Raw genomic sequence first — 20,570 nt, 5'->3', positions numbered from 1 at the left:
CTCAACCTATCAATCGAACAAATGATGTTTGATCGAATAAAAATTCGATGATTCATTCGACATATCATTTGACATAGGCGCTTCATTCGATCAATTGTTTATATGAGGAGCAATTGATCGTAATCGTTGGAGCGACGCGATCGATAAACAAGGAGGAGGAAACAATGAACCTATTGAAGGGTATCGGCTGGGCGACGCTTGCGGCGTCGCTGCTCATGTCGACGGCAGTCTATGCGCAGGAACTGGCCGGCAAGAAGATCGGTCTCGCCGCCCGCGAGATCACCAATGACTACAATCGCGATATCATCGCCGGGGCTGAGAACGTTCTCAAGGCGGCCGGCGCGGAAGTCGTCGTCACCGATGGCGGCACGGATCCGCGCAAGCACAATGAAAATATCGAGAACCTGATCAATTCCGGCGTCGCCGCCATCATCGTCCAACTCGGCGATCCGCAGCAGCTTGCCCCGGTCATCGCCAAGGCCAATGCGGCCAATATCCCTGTCATCACCACGTCCGTCGGTTCCAAGACCGAAGGCGCGATCGCCGATGTCGGCGGCGACGAAAGCCTGATGGCGGCCATGCTGGCCCGCTCGCTGCTCTCCGCTATCGACTACAAGGGTACGGTCATCGGCTTCTGGGTGCCCGGCGCGCCACTGCTCGAAACCCGCAAGCGCGTCTTCGAGGCGGTCGTTGCCGATTATCCGGCCGTCAAGGTACAGTGGGTGCCGACCGAGCACAGCGCCGCCAAGGTGCAGACGCAGATGGAAGATCTGCTGACCGCCAATCCGGAAGCCGGCAGCATCGCCGGTGTCTGGGGCGCCTATGACCTGCTCGTCTCCGGCGCCGTGGAAGCCACGCGCCGTGCCGGCCGCAGCGAGATCAAGATTGCCTCGATCGATGGCGACCGCATCGGTTTCCAGATGCTGCTCGACGAGGACAGCCCGTTCGTCGCGACCATCGTCCAGGACGTTCCGGCCATCGGCAAGCTGGCGGCGGAAGCGATCACCAAGGCTGTCGGCGGCGAAAAATCCTTCCCGAGCGCCATCTTTACCGAGGTCTATATCGCCACCCACGCCAATGGCGTCGCGGCAGCCGAGAAGCGCTGGGGTGAAAAGATCTGGGATGATCTCGGCATGGCCAAAGCCGATGTCGAGGGTCGCTATCCGCAGACCTCCGATCTCGTCGTCGTGCGCCCGATCCTCCCATAAGGCGCGCCACTGCCGGAGGAGACATTCTCCTCCGGCCCTTTCTTCTCAACAGTTGAAGTCCTGAATGATGTCCGATTCTCGATCCGGGCAGCCCACGGCTGTCATCGAATGCCGCGCCATCCGCAAAGCCTTCCCGGGCGTCGTCGCGCTCGACGATGTGTCGCTGGCGATCACCCGCGGCGAGGTGCATGCGCTTCTCGGCCAGAACGGCGCCGGCAAGTCGACGCTGGTCAAGATCCTGACCGGCGTCTACCAGCAGGACAGCGGCGACGTGCTGATCGGCGGCGAGGCGGTTCGCCTGCGCGATACAAGAGATGCCGAGGCACGTGGCGTCGCCATCGTCCACCAGGATCAGCAACTGGTGCCGCAATTCGATGTGGCCAGCAACATCCTGCTCGGCAGCGAGATGACGCGCGCCTTCGGATTGCTTGACCGGGCCGCCATGCGCGAACGTGTCGATGCGGCGCTGAAACGTATCGATGCCGGCTTTTCCGCCGATACGCTGGTGCGCGATCTTTCCATCGCCGAGCGGGCGCAGGTGGCGATCGCCGCGGCGCTGATGCGCAACCCGACGGCGCTGATTCTCGACGAGCCGACGGCCTCGCTCAGCGACCGGGAGGCGGAGCACCTCTTCGGCATCGTCCGCAGCCTGCGCGACCAGGGCGTGACGGTCATCTACATCTCGCATTACCTCGATGAAGTCCTGAGCCTCGTCGACCGCATCAGCGTTTTGCGCGACGGCAAGCTAATCGGTACGCTGCCGGTCGAGGGCGTCTCGCGCGCCGATGTCGTCAAGATGATCGTCGGGCGCGACATTTCCCAGCTTTATCCGAAAGAGATCGTGCCGCTCGGCGCGCCGCTGCTGGAGGTGCGTGACCTTGCCCATGGGCACAAGCTGAATGGCGTCGACCTCACCGTCCGCCGCGGCGAGATCCTCGGCATTGCCGGCCTCGTCGGCGCCGGCCGTTCGGAACTGGCGCTGACACTGGTCGGCGCGCTGAAACGGCGGCAGGGAACCGTCACCATCGATGGCAGGGCCTCCAACCCGGCAACGCCGCGTGACGCCAAGGGTGACGGTTTTGCGCTGATCCCCGAAGACCGCCGGCACGAAGGCCTCGTGACCGACATGACCGTGCGTGAAAACCTGTCGCTGCCGAACATATCCCGCTGGGCACGCTTCGGTTTCTTCAATCCGATTGCCGAAGCCTGGGCCGCGCGTGAACTGGTAGATCGGTTGAAAATCCAGCCGGCATCGATCAAGCCGCTGACCCGCAACCTCTCCGGCGGCAACCAGCAGAAGGTGGTCGTCGGCCGCTGGCTGACCGGCAATTCGCAGGTCTTCCTCTTTGACGAACCGACGACCGGCGTCGATGTCGGCTCGAAGATCGAGATCTACCGGCAGATGGTCGAACTGGCGCGCCAGGGCGCTGCCGTCATCTTCATCTCCTCGGATTTCGAGGAAATTTCCGCAATGTGCGACCGCACCGTCGTCATGGCGAAAGGCAAGATCGTCAAGACCTTCGAAGACCAGAGCGAGGCAACGCCGGAAGCGCTGCTCAACTGGGCATCGGCCAGCAGCCACGAGGAGGCGTCAGCCGGATCGGCTGTTTCCCATGGAGATTCCGGTGGTCTGGAACGTGTTCTATCGCGCTGGGGCACGGCAATCGGCATGGTCGCGACCATTGCCATCATCGCGCTGATCGCCCCGCACTTTCTTGGGTTCGGCAATATCTTCGACGTGCTGAAACAGGGCAGCGTGCTCGCCTTCATCGCACTTGGATTGACGGTGGTGCTAATTGCCGGCGGTTTCGACATGTCGGCCGGCGCCACCAGCCAGTTCGCCGCCAATATCGCTGCCGGAACCCTGCTCGCCGGACAGGGCACGCTTGCCGCCCTCGTCTTCGGCGGCGGGCTGGGCCTCGCGATCGGTGCGATAAATGCCGGCCTCGTGCTGTTTCTCGGCATGCCGCCCTTTGTCGCCACGCTCGGCATGATGTTCGTCGCCATGGGCGGGACGCTGCTCTACAATGGCGGCCAGGCGCTGACGCTCTCCGGCCCGCCGGAATTCTTTTTCCTCGGCCAGGGGTATGTCGGCCCGGTGCCTTTCGTCTTCATCCTGCTGGTGATCGTCACAGCTCTGCTGCACATCGTGTTGAAACGGACGCGGCTTGGGCTTCGCATGTATGCCGTCGGCCTCAATCCGGTCGCGGCCAACCTGCGCGGCGTGACGAAACCGGCCTATGCCTTTGCCTCGTTCGCCATCGGCGGGCTGGTGCTGGGTCTCGCCGGCGTCATTCTCTCGGCCTACAGCTATGGCGCTTCTGCCCTGGCAACCGGCGTCGATTTCCTCATTTCGGCGCTTGCCGCGGCCTTTCTCGGCAGTACGCTGACAAAAGCAGGCGAACTCGATGTCGTCGGCACGGTGATCGCTGCCGTCTTTCTCGCGTCGCTGTCGAACGGCCTGATCCTAATCGGCGTCTCCAGCCAGGCATTGCCCGGCGTGCAGGGCCTCATCCTGATCCTGTCGATTGCGCTCGGCGTCTTCCGCCGCCGCGCCATCGGCCAGGTGCTGATCTTCTAGGGAGCGCCCGATGCAAACTTCATCCACCACCCCGCGCCCTGCCCTGTCGGCAAGCATCGTCGATCTGTTGCGCACCTATGGTCCGGCCATCGGCATGCTGGGCGTGCTCATTCTCTTCGGCATTCTCAAGCCAGTGTTCCTCAGCCCCGCCAACATCGCCAATGTCATGCACCAGAGCGTGGTGCTGATCGTCATGTCCTTCGGGCTGGCGGTGGTGATGTCGATGCGCGGCGTCGATCTCTCCGTCGCCCAGATCGCCGACGGCGCCGGGCTGATTGCCGCAATCCTGGTGCTGAACGGTCAGCCGCTCTGGCTGGTTATCGCAGCGCCGCTCGCCTTCGGTGTCGGCATCGGCCTCGTCAACGGCCTCATCGCCGCCTATGTCGGCGTGCCCGCCGTGATCGGCACGCTCGGCATGATGTTCATCATCCGCTCCGGCGAACTGATGATGACCAACGGCGCCGAGCCGCAGATCCTTTTCTCCCTGCCGCGCGGCCTGACACGTGCCTTCTTCTTCATCGGCCAGGGCAAGATTTTTGGCATCTCGGCCCTCATCCTGCTCGGCATCCTTGCCTTCCTGATCATGCTGGCGGTGATGACCTTCACGCCTTTTGCCCGGCGCGCCAAAGCAGTCGGCGGCAATGCACGTGCGGCGATGCTTGCCGGCATCGATATCCGCGCCGTCTTCGCCGGCGGCTTCGTCATCGCTGGTCTGCTGTCGGCAGTAGCGGGCGTGGCGCTTGTCTCGCGTACCGGCATTGCCGTGCCGCGCGGTGCCGAGCCCTACCTGCTCGATGCCTTCGCCGCCGTCTATCTCGGCACGCTTCTGTCACGCAGGGCGGAAATCACCATTCCGGGCGTGCTCATCGGCGGGCTGTTCATCACCTTCCTCGGCAACGGCCTGACCCTGCTCGGCCTCGGCGCACCGTTCCGCTACGGCCTCAACGGTGCCTTCATCCTGCTCGCCATGGCCATCGGCGCGCTGAAACGCTCACACTAGGAGAACCAAGATGTCCCTGATCATCGATGCCCACAATCACCTCGGCGACCGGCCGGGCGCCGTCCAGACCGGCGCGGAACTCGTCGCCAAGCTCGACCAGGCCGGCGTCGCCAAGGGCGTCGTCTTCCCTTTCGTCGAAGGCAATTTCACCAATGATTTCGTCAAGGATGCCTATGAGCAGTTTCCGGACCGGCTGATCCCCTATTGCGCGGTCAATCCGTGGGAGCGCGATGCCGCCGATATCGTGCGCCGCTGCATTGCCGATTGGGGTTTCAAGGGCCTGAAGCTGCATCCGACCATCAACGGTTATCACCTGGCCGACCCGGAACTCGTCGATCCGCTGTTCAAGGTGGCGGAAGAACTCGATTTCCCGATCATCGTGCACGGGGCGAGCGACCTCTACAACAGCCCGCCGGAATTCGCCATCATGGCCAAGCGCTTCCCGAAAGTGTCGCTGATGATGGCGCATATGGGTTTCTTCTGGTCGGTCGACCAGGCGATCAGCTTTGCCGGCGAATTCGACAACCTCTACCTCGAAACCTCGCGCGCGCCGATCTTCGAAATCCAGACGGCGGTGAAGCGCATCGGTGCGCACAAGGTCATCTGGGGCACGGATTCGCCCTTCGTCGATTACGAATTCGAGTTCCAGAAGATGCGCCGGGCGACCGATGACGATGAAGGCTATCGGCAGATCGTCGGCGGCAACATCGCACGGCTTTTGAAGCTCTAACCATGCGTTGCGCCGCGTCGGCGATTGCACGGCGCGGCACATGTGCTAGAGGATCGCCACCGCGCCTTGGCGCGCGGAAAAGACCGGGTGAGACAGCGTGTCAGGATATATCGAACGGGCCGATCCGGCCGGGGAACATCGACTGGAACTGGCGGCCCGTGCCGCCTGGCTCTATTATTTCAAGAGCCGGACGCAGGAGCAGATCGCCACCGAGCTCAACGTCTCGCGCCAGATCGTGCAGCGGCTGATTGCGCTTGCCAATTCCGAGCGGCTGATCCGCTTCGAACTCGTCCATCCGATGGCGAAATGCATCGAGCTGGCCGATCGCCTCCGCGACCGGTTCGGTCTCGTCTACTGCGATGTCTGCCTGAGTGAGCGCGACAGCGTCGAAGACATCCCCTCGGTGGCGACGCAGGCGACATTCTATCTCGAAAAGGTGCTGGACCAGGTCGCGCCACTGACCATCGGGCTCGGCAGCGGCGGTGCCATGCGCGAAGTCGCCCGCCGCCTGCCGCCGATGGAGCGGCCGCAGCACCGCTGCGTCTCCCTGATGGGCAACCTGACGCGCGACGGCCGCGCCACGCATTACGACGTCTGCACCCGGCTTGCGGAACGGCTGAACGCCCAGTGTTATCCCTTCCCCGTCCCGGTCGTCACTTACACGGAGGCCGAGCGGGAACTGCTGCAGACCCAGCCCGGCCACCGGGTCCTCGAGGCGCTGGTGGCGGAGGCCTCGCTGCTGGTCATGGGTATCGGCTACTGGGGACCGGAGGCAACGCTCTACAAGGACGGCTTCATCACCGCTGCCGAACTGGGACAGGCGATGGCGGCCGGCGCGGTCGGCGAACTGCTCGGCTGCGCGATTTCCGCCGACGGCGTCATCGTCAACGCCGATTATCACAGCCGGCTGACATCCTTCATCCGCACCCGCCCGGCCGACCGGCCGACGACCATCGTCGCCTCCGGCGTCCACCGCGCCCCGGCCATCCGCGCCGCCCTGCACGGTCGCCTCGCCAATGCGCTGATCACGGACGAAAACACCGCAAAACTCGTACTCGGCATCGCCTGATTCGTCTCGGCTGGCCTCCACCCCGGTGGGGGCCATCGCATTTTGGAGCCTCTGCCGCTCCCGCCCGGAGGCTCCGTCCATCCCGGCCAGCCCTTTTCCCAGCCACCACGCTTGTCATCGCGGCAAAGCTGATAGAAAGCTTGGACGTGCAGAGGGCGAGGCAAGCATGAAGTCGACAAAAAGGGTGGAAAAGATCATTCGTCCCAAACCCGTATCCGAGGTGGTGCTCGAGCGGCTCAGATCCGACATTGTCAACAATGTCTTCGCGCTCGGCGAGAAGATTTCAGAAGCACAGCTCTCGGAACTCTACAACGTGACCAAGGCACCGATCCGTGCGGCCTACATCCGCCTGGAGGCCGAAGGGCTGATCGAAATCAGGGCACAATCGGGTACCTTCGTCTTCAAGCCGACCGCGCACGAGTTGCAGGCACTTGCGGAATTGCGAATCGCGCTTGAACTGGAAGCCATCTCCCTGTCGATGCAGCGTAATCTGGCCGTTTTGCAGCGGGAGGTTGGGAAAATCTACGAAAAAATGGTCGTGCGGGCGCAATCCGGCTCCATCGACGAATACCGGAAGCTCGACACGAGCCTGCATCTGCTTTTCGTAAAAAGCGCGGATTCGCCGTTTTTGGAGGAAACCTTCGTCAGCAAGGTCAACAGCCGGTTTGCCGCCCTGCGCACCCGCTTCAGCGAGCAACCGCGCCATGTCGAGAATTCTCTGGCCGAACATCGCGGTTTGCGCGATGCCATCGCCGACGCGGACATAAGCAAGGTCCAGAGCCTGTTGCGGCAGCATATCAGCTACTCCCAAGTCTATTACGCCAGCCTGATGCAAAACTAGGTACGGGCAAGCCTCAAGCGAGGACAACAGGCAAGAGTAACATGTTACCTGACACATTCATCGGCGTAGATGCGCTTGATGACCCCTGTGGCGTCGGCTGCGTCGGATAAGGCGTGACCTGCTCGACGCCAGCAGACCGGGTCGTGCATGTCATCGGCTGTGTCTGTTTCGGAGGCTTTTAAGGATCAGCCCAGCGGAGCAGGTCCGCCGGGGCTATTCTCTTCAGCTGATGAGATATCCGCCATCGACCGGCAGGACCACGCCGGTGATGAAACCGGCCTCCGGGCTGCACAGGAAGGCGACCGCGCCGGCAACGTCCTGCGGCTTGCCCCAACGCTTCAGCGGCGTGCGGTCCAGGATCGGGCCGGCCCGCGCCGGGTCATCCTGCAGCGCCTGCGTCAGCGGCGTCGCGATCCAGCCGGGCGCCACCGCATTGACGCGGATACCGTCCGCCGCATAGGCGATGGCCAGCGATTTCGTCAGCTGCGCAACGCCGCCCTTGCTGGCGCTGTAGGCGGGAACGAGGCCACCGCCGAAGAAGGACAGCATGGACGCCGTGTTGACGATGGTGCCGCCACTTTTCGCCAGTTTTTCCCGTGCCGCCGTGCAGACACGCATGGTGCCGGTCAGGTTGATCGCAAGCACCTTCTCGAACACGTCGAGCTGGTGCTCTTCCTGACGGCGGATGACACCGGCGCAATTGACGACGATATCGAGGCGATCCAGATCGGCGATCAGGCTGTCGACGGCATCCTGGTCGCAAACATCGAGTTCGCGGGCGGTAACGTCGAGGCCGGGCGCATATCTGGCATCACTGGCGCCGAGACCGACGGCGATCACGGTGGCGCCGAGGCTTGCGAGTTTTTCCGCGACGCCGGCACCGATGCCGGTGGTTGCGCCCGTTACCAGCGCGACCTGGCCGGCAAGCATATTGGCTTGAAAAGTCATCTTTTTATCACCGGATGAACTGGTCGACATAATCGGCGCCCAGTCCGACTTCTTCATAGTGCTTGCGGCACATGTCGATCTTGGTGAAGACGTCCTCGTAGCCGTTATTGTTGCCCCAGGGATCGACGTAATACATGCAGCCCTGCACCTGGAAGAGGGTGATCATTTCCTCGACGCCCTCGTCGACGACGAGCGTGTGCGTTTCACCGGGCGGCTCGAAGGCATAAGACCCCTCCGTCGCCACCCAGTCATGCTCCAGGTAACGCCAGCTTCCCTTGATGACGAAGGCATGGACGGGAGCCGGATGCCGGTGACGGCTGAGCACGCCCGACTTGCGGACCCGCAACAGGTTCATCCAGTAGCCCGTGGACCGGTTCAGACACAGGGGGCGGAACCAGACCTGTTCTGCCTGCGGCACCCAGATGCGCTCGTCGAGCGGGACGGCGTTGGGAATAACCAGATCCGGAAGGATCTCGTTGGGCTGCGGCTTCTGGTACGGCATGCGCCGAAGCGTTTCGGCGTAGAGATTGGCGGCCGGATCGGTCATGGGGTCCTCCGATGGTCTGTTTTGGGAAATCGATTGCTGGCCGCAACAGACCATTTTGCCACTGACATGTCAACAATCTGACATGTCAGTTTGCAATCAAGCTGACCCTTGTCCAACGAAGCATAAGGGTCACCCCTTGCAAAGGGTGACCCGCGCATTGCGAACCGCAATGAAGTGCCACTCCGGCAAGGGAGGCGCCGGAGTGGCATTGCTCAGAACAGTGTCGCGACCTTGTCGGCGATCGCGTGTCCGAGCTTGATGTTGGTTTCGGCGGAAAAATGGATGCCGTCGACGCCGTCTGTGGCCACATGGTCGCCCGCGGCGAGGAACTCGACCTTGGTGAAATCGGCGAGCGCCTTGTAGAGGCCGGCGAGTTGTTTCGATTTTTCGTAGCCGCCGCCGAACATGCCTTCGAACCACGGATCGGGCATTGGCGCGAGCGGCGGCGGGGCGACGACGAGCACCTTCGGCGCTGGATAGGGCGTGCCGACGCCGCCGGCCGAGGTCAGCACCTGACCGACCAGTTTGCCCATGCCGTTGGCGATCTCATAGGGCGTGCGGTGGAAATAGGACTTCGTATCGTTCGTGCCGAGCAGGAGGATGACGAGGTCGAGCGGAAGGTGGCTGGCGAGCGCCGAGGGCAGATAGGCACTGCCGTTCAGCCGGGCATCGTTCGGATCGTCGAGGCTGGTGGTGCGGGCGCTCAGGCCCTCCTCGATGATGTGGTAGCCGTCGCCGAGTTTTGCGGCCATGGCGCCGGTCCAGCGCTGCTCATAAGGGTAGCGCAGGGTGGGTGCGGATTCCTTTACGGGAATCCAACCCCAGGTCAGGGAATCTCCGAAGCACAGGATTGAGCGCTTGTCCGCCATTAACATCCTCCTTGAATGGCTGTGAGTGTTATTTGCTGGCACGAAGGCCGTAGAAGATGGCCGCGAACAGGATGATCAGGCCCTGCGCGACGAGTTTTCCCGCATCGCCGACGCCGAACATCGTCATCACGACAAAGAGGAAGGCGAAGCAGAGCACGCCGAAGAACGGCCCCCAGACGCCCCCCTCACCCCGCCCGAAGACGACGCCGCCGAGAATGGTGGCGGCAACCGACAGGATCGGCAGATCAAGCCCGACGCGCACGCTGCCGACGGCAATGGATGCCGTCTGCACCAGTGCCGCGATCGCCGCCATCAGGCCCGCGATCGTGTGGGCGAGAATGACCGTACGCTCCACCGGCACGCCGGAAAAATGCGCGGCCGGCATGCTTTCCCCGACTGCGGCGACGAAGCGGCCGAAGACGGTCTGCGACAGCAGCAGCGCCATCAGCGCCGTCAGCGCGACCCAGAAGAGAACGGGGCTCGGCACGCCGATGAAGCGGGTATTGAAAAGCTCGGCAAAAATCTTCGGTACGTCGCCCGGCGGCTTGCCGCTCGAAAGATATTGCACGAAACCGACGAGCACGATCGACAGCGCCAGCGTGACGATGACGGCGGAGACACGGCGCTTGGCCACCATCACGCCATTGAAGAGGCCGATGGCCAAGCCGGTTACCAGCGCCAGCGCGATATAAAAACCGAGCGAGGCGCCGGGGAAGATGCCGGACGAGATGCAATAATTGATGAGAAGGATGACGCCGCCGCCGGAGAGGTCGATCGATTTCACCCGCATCACCAGCAATTGGCCGAGCACCAGAATGCCGAGCGGCACGACCTGGCGCACGAAGACGCCGAGCACATTGGTATTCATCATCTGCGGCCGTGCCACGAACAGGATCACCAGCAGCAGGGCGAACAGGTAATAGGAGGGCGGAACCTTGGAGACGCGCCGGAAGACGGTCGAGTTGACGAGGGCCGACATGATCACAATCCGATCTTCTTGCGCGACTGGAGTGCGACAACAGCCATGAGCAGGATGCCCTTGATCGCCGTCTGCACGAAAGGCGTGATGTTGAGCAGGTTCATGCCGTTGGACAGCAGCGCCAGGACCGCGACCCCGATGACCGTGCCATGCAGGCTGCCGACGCCGCCCGACAATTGCGTGCCGCCGATGGCGACGGCCGTGATGGCATCCAGTTCCATCAGCAGGCCGACATTCGGATCGCCCGAGACGATGCGCCCGGCAAGAAACACGCCGGCGAGGGCGGCAAAGAGCGAGCAGATCACATAAGCAAGCAGGATGTTGCGGTTGGCGGGAATGCCGAAATTGCGCGCCGCATCGTTCGAGCCGGAGGCGACACCGCCGCCGATGGCGAAGAGATGCAGGCCATAACGCGAGCCGTAGAGCAATTTCCAGGCGACGAGGATCGTGACGATGCCCCAGAAGACCGGCAGCGGAATGCCGAAGAGCGTCCCCTCCACCATCCAGCGCACGCCATCAGGCACCATGCCGCCGGAAACCGGGCGCAGCACGCGGGTGATGCCGAGCACGACATATTGCATGGACAGCGTCGCGACGATGGGATGCACGTTGAGCCGCGTGACGCAGTAGCCGTTGGTCGCGCCGATCAGGCCGGCAAGTAGGAAGACGGCGGGGATGGTGACGAAGCCCGGCAGGTCGAGCGCCAGGATCGCCGTGGTGAAGCTGACGACCGAGCCGATGGAGAGATCGAGCCCGCCGACAAGCACGACGAACATTTGCCCGACGGCGGTGATCAAGAGCGGCATGCCCTGCGCGACGAGATTGGCAAGATTGCTCCACTGGCCGAACTGGCTGGTGGTCGCGGCCAGCCACAAGGCCATGGCAATCGCGATGACCAGCGGCAGCAACCACAGGCCCTGCCGGCTGCCGCGGCCGGTAAGCAGTTTTCCAAGGGTGAAAGAAGAAGGCATCATCAGGTCGTCCAGTCCGTCAGGCGCTGAGGGCCGCGTCGAGAATACGGTGCTCGGTGGCATCCGAAGCCCGCATTTCCGAAACAATGGTATTGCCGTGGATCACATAGAGGCGGTCGCAGAGGCCGATCAGCTCGACCGTCTCGCGCGACAGCACCAGCACCGCACCGCCCGCTTTCGCGAAGTCACGTAGAATTCGATAGATTTCCGCCTTGGCGCCGACATCGACGCCGCGCGTCGGCTCCTCGATGAGCAGCACGTCGGCATCGGTCGCAAGATAACGCCCGAGCAGCACCTTCTGCTGATTGCCGCCGGAGAGTGCCCCGACCGTGGCGGAAGGTCCGGAAGCCTTGACGTTCAGCCGCCGCATCGTCTCGGTAATGACGGCGCCGTAGCGTCTTGCCGCCTTCAATGCCGGGCGGCCGGCATGCAGCGCGGTGACGATGTTCTGCCCGACGGAGTGGCCGAGGAACAGGCCCTCGTCCTTACGATCCTCCGGCACGAAGGCGCCGCCGAGCGCCTGCCAGCGCCTGACACCGCTTTCCTTCGGCACCGGCAGCCGGATGGTTTGTCCACCGCGGGACAACTGGCCTTCGACGGGTGAAAATTGTCCGACCAGCGCGCGCAACGCCTTCTGCTGCCCCTGCCCTTCGAGCCCGGCAAAGCCGACGATCTCGCCTTTCTTCACCGTAAAGGAGAATGGCTGCGAATCCGCCTGAAGCCTGAGGGCGGTTACAGTCAGCGCGTCTGCCCCGTCGCCGTCGCCACGCTCGGGAAAGAGGTCTTCCAGCTCGCGCCCGACCATCATCGCGATCAGCGAGGCCGGCGTCATCTCCGACAGCGGCCGCGTGCCGACCAGCTGGCCGTCTTTCAGCACCGTCACCACGTCGCAGATGGCGAAGATCTCGTCCATGCGGTGGGAGATGTAGACGATGGCCTTGCCGGCGTCGCGCAGCGCCCGGATATGCCGGTTGAGAACCTCGACGTCGGCAGCATTGAGCGCCGCCGTCGGCTCGTCGAGAATGAAGACGTCGGCATCGGCATCGATGCCATGGGCAATCTCGACGAATTGCCGTTCTGCAATGGAGAGCTCCGAGACCAGCGTGTCGGGATCGAGCGTCAGTCCGAGACGGGCAAGCGCACCCTTCGTCTCCTCGCGCATCTGCCGCCGGTCGATGCCGCCGAAACGGCCTTTCGGTTCACGGCCGAGAAACATGTTTTCCGCGATCGTCATGTTGGACAGCAGCGACAATTCCTGGAAAACCGTCGAGATGCCGGCTTCTAGGGCGGCGCGCGGATTGGCGAAGCTGACGGCGCGCCCGGCGCGGCGGATCTCGCCGCTGTCAGGCTGATGCACGCCGGCCAAAATCTTCATCAGCGTGGACTTGCCCGCACCGTTTTCGCCCATCAGCGCGTGAACGGTGCCCGGCGCCAGCGCCAGAGACACGTCGCGAAGTGCGACGCTGCCGCCGAACGCCTTGGATATTCCGGCCATTTCAATGAGATGCGACATGGTTACCCCCGTCTCGATGCCGGGAGGCAGGCGTCCGCCCGCCTCCCTGCCCGGTCCGCCTACTGCTTGGCGTAGAACTGCTTGAGCTGTTCTTCGGAGAGTTCCGACGGCCACCAGACATTGGCCGACAGGTCGTCGCGATAATATTTCTTGACCTTTTCGAGGTCCCAGCCCGGCGGGTTGTAGTCGTAGTGCTTGTGCAGCGCCTTGCCTTCCAGAAGGGCTACGGCAGCGCGGACGCCGGCAGCGCCCTGGGCCGGGCTGTACTCGGACGACACCGACTTGAAGCCGTCGGCGATCCACTGGCCGAAGAAGCCGTTATTGCCTTCGCCGGAAATCGGCGGAATGGGCGTGCCGAACTGCTTGAAGACGTCGACGCAGGCACGCGTCATATCGGCACCCGACGACCAGATGCCGGCAACGTTGGGATCGTTGAGATAAAGCGTCTCGCAGACCTTCTTGGCCTTGTCATACTGCCAGTCGCCATGCTCCTCGGCGGTGATCTTGATTTCGGTGCCTTCGAGCGACTGCTTCAGGCCGTTGTAGCGGTTGGTATCCTCCGGATGGCCGGCGAGACCGCGCAGCACCCAGATATTGCCCTTGCCACCCAGTTCCTTGACGAGGAAATCGCCCATGACCTTGCCGAAATGTTCGGCGCCGCCCTGGATTTCCGTCGTATAGGCATCGGATTCGATGCGGCCGGTGTGCAGCACGACAGGGATGCCTGCCGCGATGGCCTTCTCGATGCTGGCATTGGCCGAGGTCGAGGTGACGGGCTGGACGATGATCGCATCCACCTTCTGGGCGATCAGGTCCTCGATGTCGGCGACCTGCTTCTTCTGGTCGAAGCCGGCATCGAGCAGGACGAACTTGGTGATGCGCTTGTCGCGATCGGCAGCCGCCTGCGCCTCATGCGCCACCTGCACGGTCCAGGTGTTGGCATTGACGCCAAAACTGCTCATGCCGATGACCCAGGGCGCATCCTTCTTGTATTTGCCCTCTTCTACCGTGGGATTGTTCTCGGCGCGGGTCGTGACGCCATCGAGCAGCGGCACCTCCTGCGCAAAGCTGTTCGTCGCGAAGACCACACCGGCCAATAGAACCGACAGGCTGATTTTCCTGATGATGCTGCTCATACTTCTCCTCCAAAAGCAGGCGTCCAAACGGGGGAATTGCCGACCGTAGGGCATGCGACATCGGCAACCCGTGACCTATGTCCGGTGCTCGCACGCAGCCTTGAAACGAACGTAAAACTCTCCTCCGAGCCACACAAAACCACTGGCGCTTTCGTCTGTCAATAGTTATTCAGACTGAATGAATAATATGCCGACCTTGCAAATCGCCCCTGCAGATGCAAAATCTGAATCCGACAAACGGGCCTCCAGCCCGATGGAGGAGACAGTGACGCGGACCGTTCTATGTTTCGGGGATTCCAATACCCATGGCCAGATTCCGGGCCGTGGCCCGCTTGAACGTTATGCCCGCGGACAGCGTTGGGGCGGCGTGCTGGAGGGGCTGCTCGGCCCCGGCTGGCAGGTCATCGAGGAGGGTTTGAGCGGCCGCACGACCGTTCACGACGATCCGATCGAGGGCGCGCTGAAAAACGGCCGCACCTATCTGCGTCCCTGCCTGCAAAGCCACACGCCGCTCGACCTGATCATCATCATGCTGGGCACCAACGACCTGAAGCGGCGCTTCAATATGCCGCCGTCGGAAGTTGCCATGGGCATCGGCTGCCTGGTCCACGATATCCGCGAACTGTCGCCCGGCCCCGCCGGCCACGATCCGGAAATCATGATCGTCGCTCCGCCGCCGATGCTGGACGACCTGCGCGAATGGGAATCGATCTTTTCCGGGGCGCAGGAGAAATCCCGCAAGCTCGCGCTGGAATTCGAGATCATGGCGGATTCGCTGGAGGCGCATTTCTTCGATGCCGGCACGGTCTGCCAGTGCTCGCCGGCAGACGGCTTCCACATCGACGAGGATGCGCACCGCCTGCTTGGCGAGGCCTTGGCACAGGAAGTGTTCGCGATCGGATGGACCAATGCGTAAGCCTTGCCGCTTGATTGCCGCCCTGTCAGGGAAGGAAACCTGCCTTGCCTGATATGCGTTTCGCACCGCCCAACCCGCTTCGTATCGCCGATCGCGCCAGCGGCCTCAATTCGCTCAGCGTCCGCAGCCACAACGAACGGCTCGTGCTCTCGCTGCTGCTGCAGAACGAGGCGACGACGCGCCTTGAGATCGGTGAAAAGACCGGCCTTTCGGCGCAGACGATCTCCGTCATCGTCCGCTCGCTCGAGCAGGAAGGCCTCGTCGTGCGCGGCGAGGCCCAGAAGGGCCGCGTCGGCCCGCCGACAACGCCGCTGATGCTGAATTCGGAAGGCGCCTATTCCGTCGGCGTCAGCGTCGGCTATCGCAACACCCATATCGTCGTCGTCGATTTCATCGGCAACGTGCAGAACCACCGCGTGATGCCCCATACGAGCGCCGACACGTTCGACGCGCCGGAGGCACTGGCGCGTGAAATCCACCACGCCATCGCCGGCCTTTCCGAAAGCCGCCAGACCCGCATTGCCGGCGTGGGCCTGGCGCTTCCCACGCCGCCGATCCGTTCCGGCCCGGACCACGACGTGCTGCACCGTTATCTGGAGACCGAACTTAGGCTGCCCGTTTTCGTGCAGAACGACATAACGGCAGCCGCCGGCGGCGAGAGCCTGTTCGGCACCGCACGGCAAATGCAGGATTTTTTGTTCTTCTATCTCGGCGCCCGCCTGCACGGTCGCCTGGTGCTCAATCACCAGATCTACAATGGTAACTCACCGCTGAGCTATGATGTCGGCGTGCTCGCGCTGGAGCGCGCTTTGCTGCCGAACAAGACAATAGCAGACAGGCTCTGGGGCCAGGAACCGTCATGGCCGGCACTGGGTCCGGCGCTCGACGCGTGGCAGCAGGCCTGTGCGGACAGCCTCGTGCAGCTGACCCAATCACTGCTGCAATTCATCGAACTGAAAACCATCGTGCTGTCGTCCTTCATCCCCGCAGAGATCTGCGCGACCCTCTGTACGCTCGTTCAGCAGAAAATCCCGACGATCGATGCCATCGTCGGCCGGACGTCGGCAGCCCCGAAAGCGATCGGTGCCGCCAGCCTTCCCTTCAGCTCGCGCTTCATGGTGCACTGAAGCATCAACAGGCCCGAGTTCCATGGAGACCCGGGTTGGATTTCTGCGGCTTGAATTCATCCGGGCTGTCCGCTCTAAGGTTACGAGATTGCAGATCAGCGAGAGCACGGCATGTCAAACGACGAATGGCGCGTAGGCGTCCTGTTTTCCCGAAGCGGCATCACCACCGTAACGGAAATGGAACATGTTTTCGGAACGACTCTGGCGATCGAGGAGATCAATGCGGCCGGCGGCGTGCTCGGAAAGCCGATCACGCCCGTTGCCTACGATCCCGGCGGAGACAATGCCGCCTACCGCAACCTCGCCCGGCGCCTTCTCACCGATGAGGATGTCAACATCATCTTCGGCTGCTCGATGTCGGCCAGCCGCAAGGCGGTCCTGCCGATCGTCGAGCGCCACAACGGCCTGCTGTTCTATCCCTCGATGTACGAGGGGTTCGAGTATTCGGAGAACGTCATCTACACCGGGGCGACGCTGAACCAGAACACCTTTGCACTGGCCGAATTCCTGTTGCGCAACTATGGGCCACGCATCTACTTCGTCGGCGCCGACTACATCTATCCGCGCGAATCGAACCGTGTGATGCGGGACATCCTCGAAGCCAAGGGCGGAAAGGTGGTCAGCGAGCGCTACATCCCGCTGCATGCCGACAACGAAACGCTGGAGAAGGTGCTTGCCGACATCGTGCGCCAGAAGCCGGACGCGATCTTTTCCACCATCATCGGCCGGCCTGCACAGCAATTCTACCGGATGTATGCCGAGGCCGGCATCGATCGCCGCCGTTGCCCGATCGCCAGCCTGACGATGGCCGAAACGGAGATCCGCGAAATCGGCGCCAATCTCTGTACCGGCCACATTCTCTCCGCCACCTATTTCCAGACCGTGGAAGGCGGGGCGAACGACCGATTCGTGCAGGCCTACAAGAGCCGGTTCGGCAGCGAGCTGACCACCAGCGTCTGGTCGCAGCCGGCCTATGCCCAGGTGCATCTTTTCGCCCGCGCGCTTGAACGGGCCGGCTCGCTGGAGACCCACCGGATCTCCGAGGAGATCCTGCTGGAGGATTTTGCAGCGCCAGAGGGCCGCATCAGTTTCGACAGCGACACGCGCCACCTTTGGTTGCATTCCCGCATCGGCGTGGCTCGCGAGGACGGGCTGTTCCATATCGCCTGGCAGGCGCCCGGGCCGATCCGGCCCGATCCCTATCTGACCGCCTCGCGGTTCGAAGATGCCTGGCTGGAGGCTTGAGATGGCCGGCCCGAACAGGATCATTCAGGACCTCCGTCGCGCTCGCGTATTGGTCGCCCACCCGCGGGACGAAGACGGTGACATTCTGGTCACGCATCTCAAGCGGCTCGGCTGCGAGGTTCGCGCCACCTGGCCGTTGCCGCCGAGCCTACCGCCTGAAATCGATACGCTTTTCCTGCATATCGAGGACACGCAGGTCGAGCACGCGGTCCAGATCAGCGAGACGCAGCAGCCGGCAATCATCGCCGTCCTGACCTATGAAAGCCCGACGGCGCTGCAGGCGATTATCGATCTCAACGCCCACGGCGTGATCTCCAAGCCGATGCGTCCGCTCGGTATCCTCACCCAGTTCGTGCTCGCCCGCTACCGACACGGTTACGAGAAGCGGCTGGTCGGCAAGGTGCAAAAACTCGAAGAGACGCTGAAGGGTCGCCGCCTCGTCGAAAAGGCGGTTTCGGCGCTCCGCGCCATGAACGGCCTCGACGAGGAGACCGCCTACAAGTTGTTGCGCGACCAGGCCACGGCCAAGCGGGTGCCCATGGCCCAGGTCGCCGAAGCGATCGTCGCCGCGCACGAAACCATGCGCAGTTTCGGCCTGCCATTGCCCGGTTCCGCCTTGGGGAAGCCGGTGGGCAGCTGATCCAGAGCGGCAGGGCCCTACGGGCCCTCTGCCCAATATTTGAACAACACCAAAACTTGCCCAATTTCGCGGCTTGACTTCGGATATTTTCCGTGGAAGTTTTGCCGTCGAGCAGGATTGCTCTGCGGCAGGGTTGCCGTTTCAACATTATGGCTAAGCAGCCTCTGGTTCACGGATTGATTTCCGTGCCGGAGGTTTTTTGCGTTTGGAGACTGAATTGACTGACACGGCAAAAACGTCTCGAAATATCACTGTCGCTGCGATTCAGTTCGAACCGCGCTTCGGTGACCGCGCCTTCAATCTCGCGGCCATCGACCGGCTGGTGCGCCGCGCCCATGGCGACGGCGCCGAAATCGTCGTGCTGCCGGAACTGGCCGATACCGGCTACGTGTTCCGCAACACGGAAGAGCTCGCAGCCCTGGCGGCGCCTGTTCCGGACGGCGAAAGCGCCACCGCTCTCGCCCGACTGGCACGCGAACTTTCCATCCACATCGTTTGCGGCCTCGCAGAGCGAGACGGCGAAACCTTCTACAATTCGGCGATCCTGTGCGGTCCGGACGGGTATATCGGCACCTATCGCAAACTGCACCTCTGGAACGAGGAAAACCGTCACTTCGCGCGCGGCAATCTCGGCCTGCCGGTGTTCGACATCGGTCACGGCAAGCTCGGCATCGCCATCTGCTACGACGGCTGGTTTCCCGAAGTTTTTCGCGAACTCACCCTCGGCGGCGCCGAAGTGATCTGCATCCCGACCAACTGGGTGCCGATGCCGGGGGCGGAAAGCCAGACGGACACCATGTCGAACATCCTGGCCAAGGCTGCGGCGCATTCCAACGGGGTTCATGTCGTCTGCGCCGACCGGGTCGGCACCGAACGAAACCAGCCGTTCGTCGGGCGCAGCCTGATTGTCGGCCCGCAGGGCTGGCCGCTCGCCGGCCCGGCAAGCGCCGACGGAGAAGAGATCCTTCTCGCAACCATCGACCTGTCGAATGCCGCGGCCAGCCGCGCACTCAATAGCTTCAACCATCTGCTCGGCGACCGCCGAACCGATGTCTACCGCTGAAGACCAATCAAGCCTACCAACAAAAAAGGGGAACTCAATGATACACAGAACCATCGCTCTTGCACTTGCATCGGTCGTCTTTGCCGGCGTCTCCCATGCGGCCGATCCGATCAAGATCGGCGTTCCGGTCGGCCTGTCCGGCGCCAACAGCGTCGTCGCGCCGTCCGTCGTGCAGGCGGCCGAGCTTGCCGTCGAGGAGATCAATGCCAATGGCGGCGTGCTCGGCCGGCCGCTTGCACTGGAGATCGCCGACGATGCCTCCGGCGCCGCCGGTGCCCAGAAGGCTTTCGATTCGCTCGTCTTCCAGAAGGAAGTCAACGTCATCATCTCGATGGAAACCAGTGCCGCCCGCAATGCCGGCCTGCCGATCATCACCAAGGGTGACGTGCCCTACATCTACACCTCGTTCTACGAGGGCAAGTCGTGCAACGCCAACCTCTTCGTCAACGCCTGGGTGCCGGAACAGCAGGTGCCGCCGCTGGTCGACAATTTCATCGGCAAGCAAGGCACGAAGAAATTCTTCCTGATCGGCTCCGACTACGCCTTCGGGCGCGGCATGCTGGAGTTCGCGCGCGCCTATATCGAAAAGTCGGGCGCATCCGTTGTCGGCGAGGAATACCTGCCGATGGAGGGCAGCGACTGGACGGCGATCATCTCCAAGCTCAAGGCATCGGGTGCCGACGCGATCATCACCTCGACCGCCGGCGGCGCTCCGAACGTGACGCTGACCAAGCAGCTCCGCTCTGCCGGCGTCGCCCTGCCTTACGGCAATCTTGCCGTCGACGAGGGCACGGCAAAGAGCATGGGCGCCGATGCATCCGGCATCTTCATCTCGGCCTCCTATGTGACCGGCATCGACAGTGCCGAGAACAAGACCTTCCTGGCCGCCATGGAGAAGAAGTTCGGCACCGAGCTGCGCACCCCCAACGATCTCTCGGTCCCGCAATACGAAGCCGTCTATCTCTACAAGGCGGCCGTCGAAAAGGCCGGCTCGACCGATACGGCCGCCGTCATCGCAGCCCTGCCGGCCGTCTCCGTCACCGGTCCGCGCGGCGTGATTTCCATGGCCAAGCAGCATCATGCGCCGCTCACCATGTATCTGGGACAGGTGCAGGAGGACGGCAGCGTCAAGGTGGTCGACAGCTACAAGGACGTCGATCCGGGCGAACAGTGCCCTAACCTCTAAG

General features: G+C 62.9%; 19 protein-coding genes. 12 read left to right on the top strand and 7 right to left on the bottom strand.

All coding sequences use genetic code 11. The features are described 5' to 3' along the window. Positions 1-164 precede the first annotated feature (164 nt). The 6 genes from ACSQ3I_RS20540 (at position 165) to ACSQ3I_RS20515 (ending at position 7,429) form a co-directional block, all read left to right on the top strand. Positions 165-1,208 (top strand): substrate-binding domain-containing protein, encoded by a 1,044-nt coding sequence (locus ACSQ3I_RS20540; protein ID WP_436001884.1) that lies wholly within the window; start codon positions 165-167, stop codon positions 1,206-1,208. Between the two features lie 64 nt (positions 1,209-1,272). Then, positions 1,273-3,789 carry an ATP-binding cassette domain-containing protein gene (locus tag ACSQ3I_RS20535; protein WP_436001882.1) on the top strand — a complete coding sequence of 839 codons (2,517 nt, stop codon included), beginning with the start codon at positions 1,273-1,275 and terminating at the stop codon, positions 3,787-3,789. A gap of 10 nt (positions 3,790-3,799) precedes the next feature. Then, a complete protein-coding gene (locus ACSQ3I_RS20530; RefSeq protein ID WP_436001880.1) occupies positions 3,800-4,789 on the top strand; it encodes an ABC transporter permease in 990 nt (329 codons plus the stop codon). A 10-nt stretch (positions 4,790-4,799) separates the two neighbouring features. Beyond that, positions 4,800-5,519 (top strand): amidohydrolase family protein, encoded by a 720-nt coding sequence (locus ACSQ3I_RS20525; RefSeq protein WP_436001878.1) that lies wholly within the window; start codon positions 4,800-4,802, stop codon positions 5,517-5,519. 97 nt (positions 5,520-5,616) lie between these two features. Then, a complete protein-coding gene (locus ACSQ3I_RS20520; RefSeq protein ID WP_436001876.1) occupies positions 5,617-6,588 on the top strand; it encodes a sugar-binding transcriptional regulator in 972 nt (323 codons plus the stop codon). 25 nt (positions 6,589-6,613) lie between these two features. Then, on the top strand, positions 6,614-7,429 hold the full coding sequence (locus tag ACSQ3I_RS20515) for a GntR family transcriptional regulator (protein ID WP_436001874.1): 816 nt from the start codon (positions 6,614-6,616) through the stop codon (positions 7,427-7,429). 222 nt (positions 7,430-7,651) lie between these two features. Here the strand turns inward: ACSQ3I_RS20515 and ACSQ3I_RS20510 are convergent, their stop codons facing one another. From ACSQ3I_RS20510 to ACSQ3I_RS20480, 7 genes are all read right to left on the bottom strand, one after another. Further along, on the bottom strand, positions 7,652-8,377 hold the full coding sequence (locus ACSQ3I_RS20510) for an SDR family NAD(P)-dependent oxidoreductase (RefSeq protein WP_436001872.1): 726 nt from the start codon (positions 8,375-8,377) through the stop codon (positions 7,652-7,654). A 7-nt stretch (positions 8,378-8,384) separates the two neighbouring features. After that, positions 8,385-8,924 (bottom strand): 2,4'-dihydroxyacetophenone dioxygenase family protein, encoded by a 540-nt coding sequence (locus ACSQ3I_RS20505; protein WP_436001870.1) that lies wholly within the window; start codon positions 8,922-8,924, stop codon positions 8,385-8,387. Positions 8,925-9,136: 212 nt separating this feature from the next. After that, on the bottom strand, positions 9,137-9,793 hold the full coding sequence (locus tag ACSQ3I_RS20500; protein WP_436001868.1) for an SGNH/GDSL hydrolase family protein: 657 nt from the start codon (positions 9,791-9,793) through the stop codon (positions 9,137-9,139). A gap of 28 nt (positions 9,794-9,821) precedes the next feature. Then, positions 9,822-10,772: an ABC transporter permease gene (locus tag ACSQ3I_RS20495; protein WP_436001866.1), complete on the bottom strand. Its 951-nt coding sequence runs from the start codon at positions 10,770-10,772 to the stop codon at positions 9,822-9,824. A gap of 2 nt (positions 10,773-10,774) precedes the next feature. Continuing rightward, positions 10,775-11,746, bottom strand: coding sequence for an ABC transporter permease (locus ACSQ3I_RS20490; RefSeq protein WP_436001864.1), 972 nt, complete (start codon positions 11,744-11,746; stop codon positions 10,775-10,777). A 16-nt stretch (positions 11,747-11,762) separates the two neighbouring features. Beyond that, positions 11,763-13,256 (bottom strand): sugar ABC transporter ATP-binding protein, encoded by a 1,494-nt coding sequence (locus ACSQ3I_RS20485; protein WP_436001862.1) that lies wholly within the window; start codon positions 13,254-13,256, stop codon positions 11,763-11,765. Between the two features lie 59 nt (positions 13,257-13,315). Continuing rightward, positions 13,316-14,392, bottom strand: coding sequence for an ABC transporter substrate-binding protein (locus tag ACSQ3I_RS20480; protein WP_436001860.1), 1,077 nt, complete (start codon positions 14,390-14,392; stop codon positions 13,316-13,318). Positions 14,393-14,657: 265 nt separating this feature from the next. Between ACSQ3I_RS20480 and ACSQ3I_RS20475 the strand changes: the two genes are divergently transcribed. The 6 genes from ACSQ3I_RS20475 (at position 14,658) to ACSQ3I_RS20450 (ending at position 20,569) form a co-directional block, all read left to right on the top strand. Then, the gene (locus ACSQ3I_RS20475; protein WP_436001858.1) at positions 14,658-15,308 is read left to right on the top strand and encodes an SGNH/GDSL hydrolase family protein; all 651 of its coding nucleotides are present in this window, start codon (positions 14,658-14,660) and stop codon (positions 15,306-15,308) included. Between the two features lie 53 nt (positions 15,309-15,361). Next, positions 15,362-16,435, top strand: a complete 1,074-nt coding sequence (locus ACSQ3I_RS20470) for an ROK family transcriptional regulator (protein WP_436002116.1) — start codon at positions 15,362-15,364, stop codon at positions 16,433-16,435. 111 nt (positions 16,436-16,546) lie between these two features. Beyond that, positions 16,547-17,680, top strand: coding sequence for a transporter substrate-binding domain-containing protein (locus tag ACSQ3I_RS20465; RefSeq protein ID WP_436001856.1), 1,134 nt, complete (start codon positions 16,547-16,549; stop codon positions 17,678-17,680). Position 17,681: 1 nt separating this feature from the next. Beyond that, entirely contained in the window at positions 17,682-18,320 is a 639-nt protein-coding gene (locus tag ACSQ3I_RS20460) for an ANTAR domain-containing response regulator (RefSeq protein ID WP_436001854.1), read from the top strand. Positions 18,321-18,537: 217 nt separating this feature from the next. Then, positions 18,538-19,383: a nitrilase family protein gene (locus ACSQ3I_RS20455; protein ID WP_436001853.1), complete on the top strand. Its 846-nt coding sequence runs from the start codon at positions 18,538-18,540 to the stop codon at positions 19,381-19,383. 37 nt (positions 19,384-19,420) lie between these two features. Continuing rightward, positions 19,421-20,569: a substrate-binding protein gene (locus ACSQ3I_RS20450; protein WP_436001851.1), complete on the top strand. Its 1,149-nt coding sequence runs from the start codon at positions 19,421-19,423 to the stop codon at positions 20,567-20,569. Position 20,570 lies beyond the last annotated feature (1 nt).

It is taken from the genome of Rhizobium sp. LjRoot30, assembly GCF_964253915.1.
Taxonomy (GTDB): Bacteria; Pseudomonadota; Alphaproteobacteria; order Rhizobiales; family Rhizobiaceae; genus Metarhizobium.
Note: the sequence above shows the minus strand (reverse complement) of the source record. Positions and strands in the feature narration are given on the sequence as shown.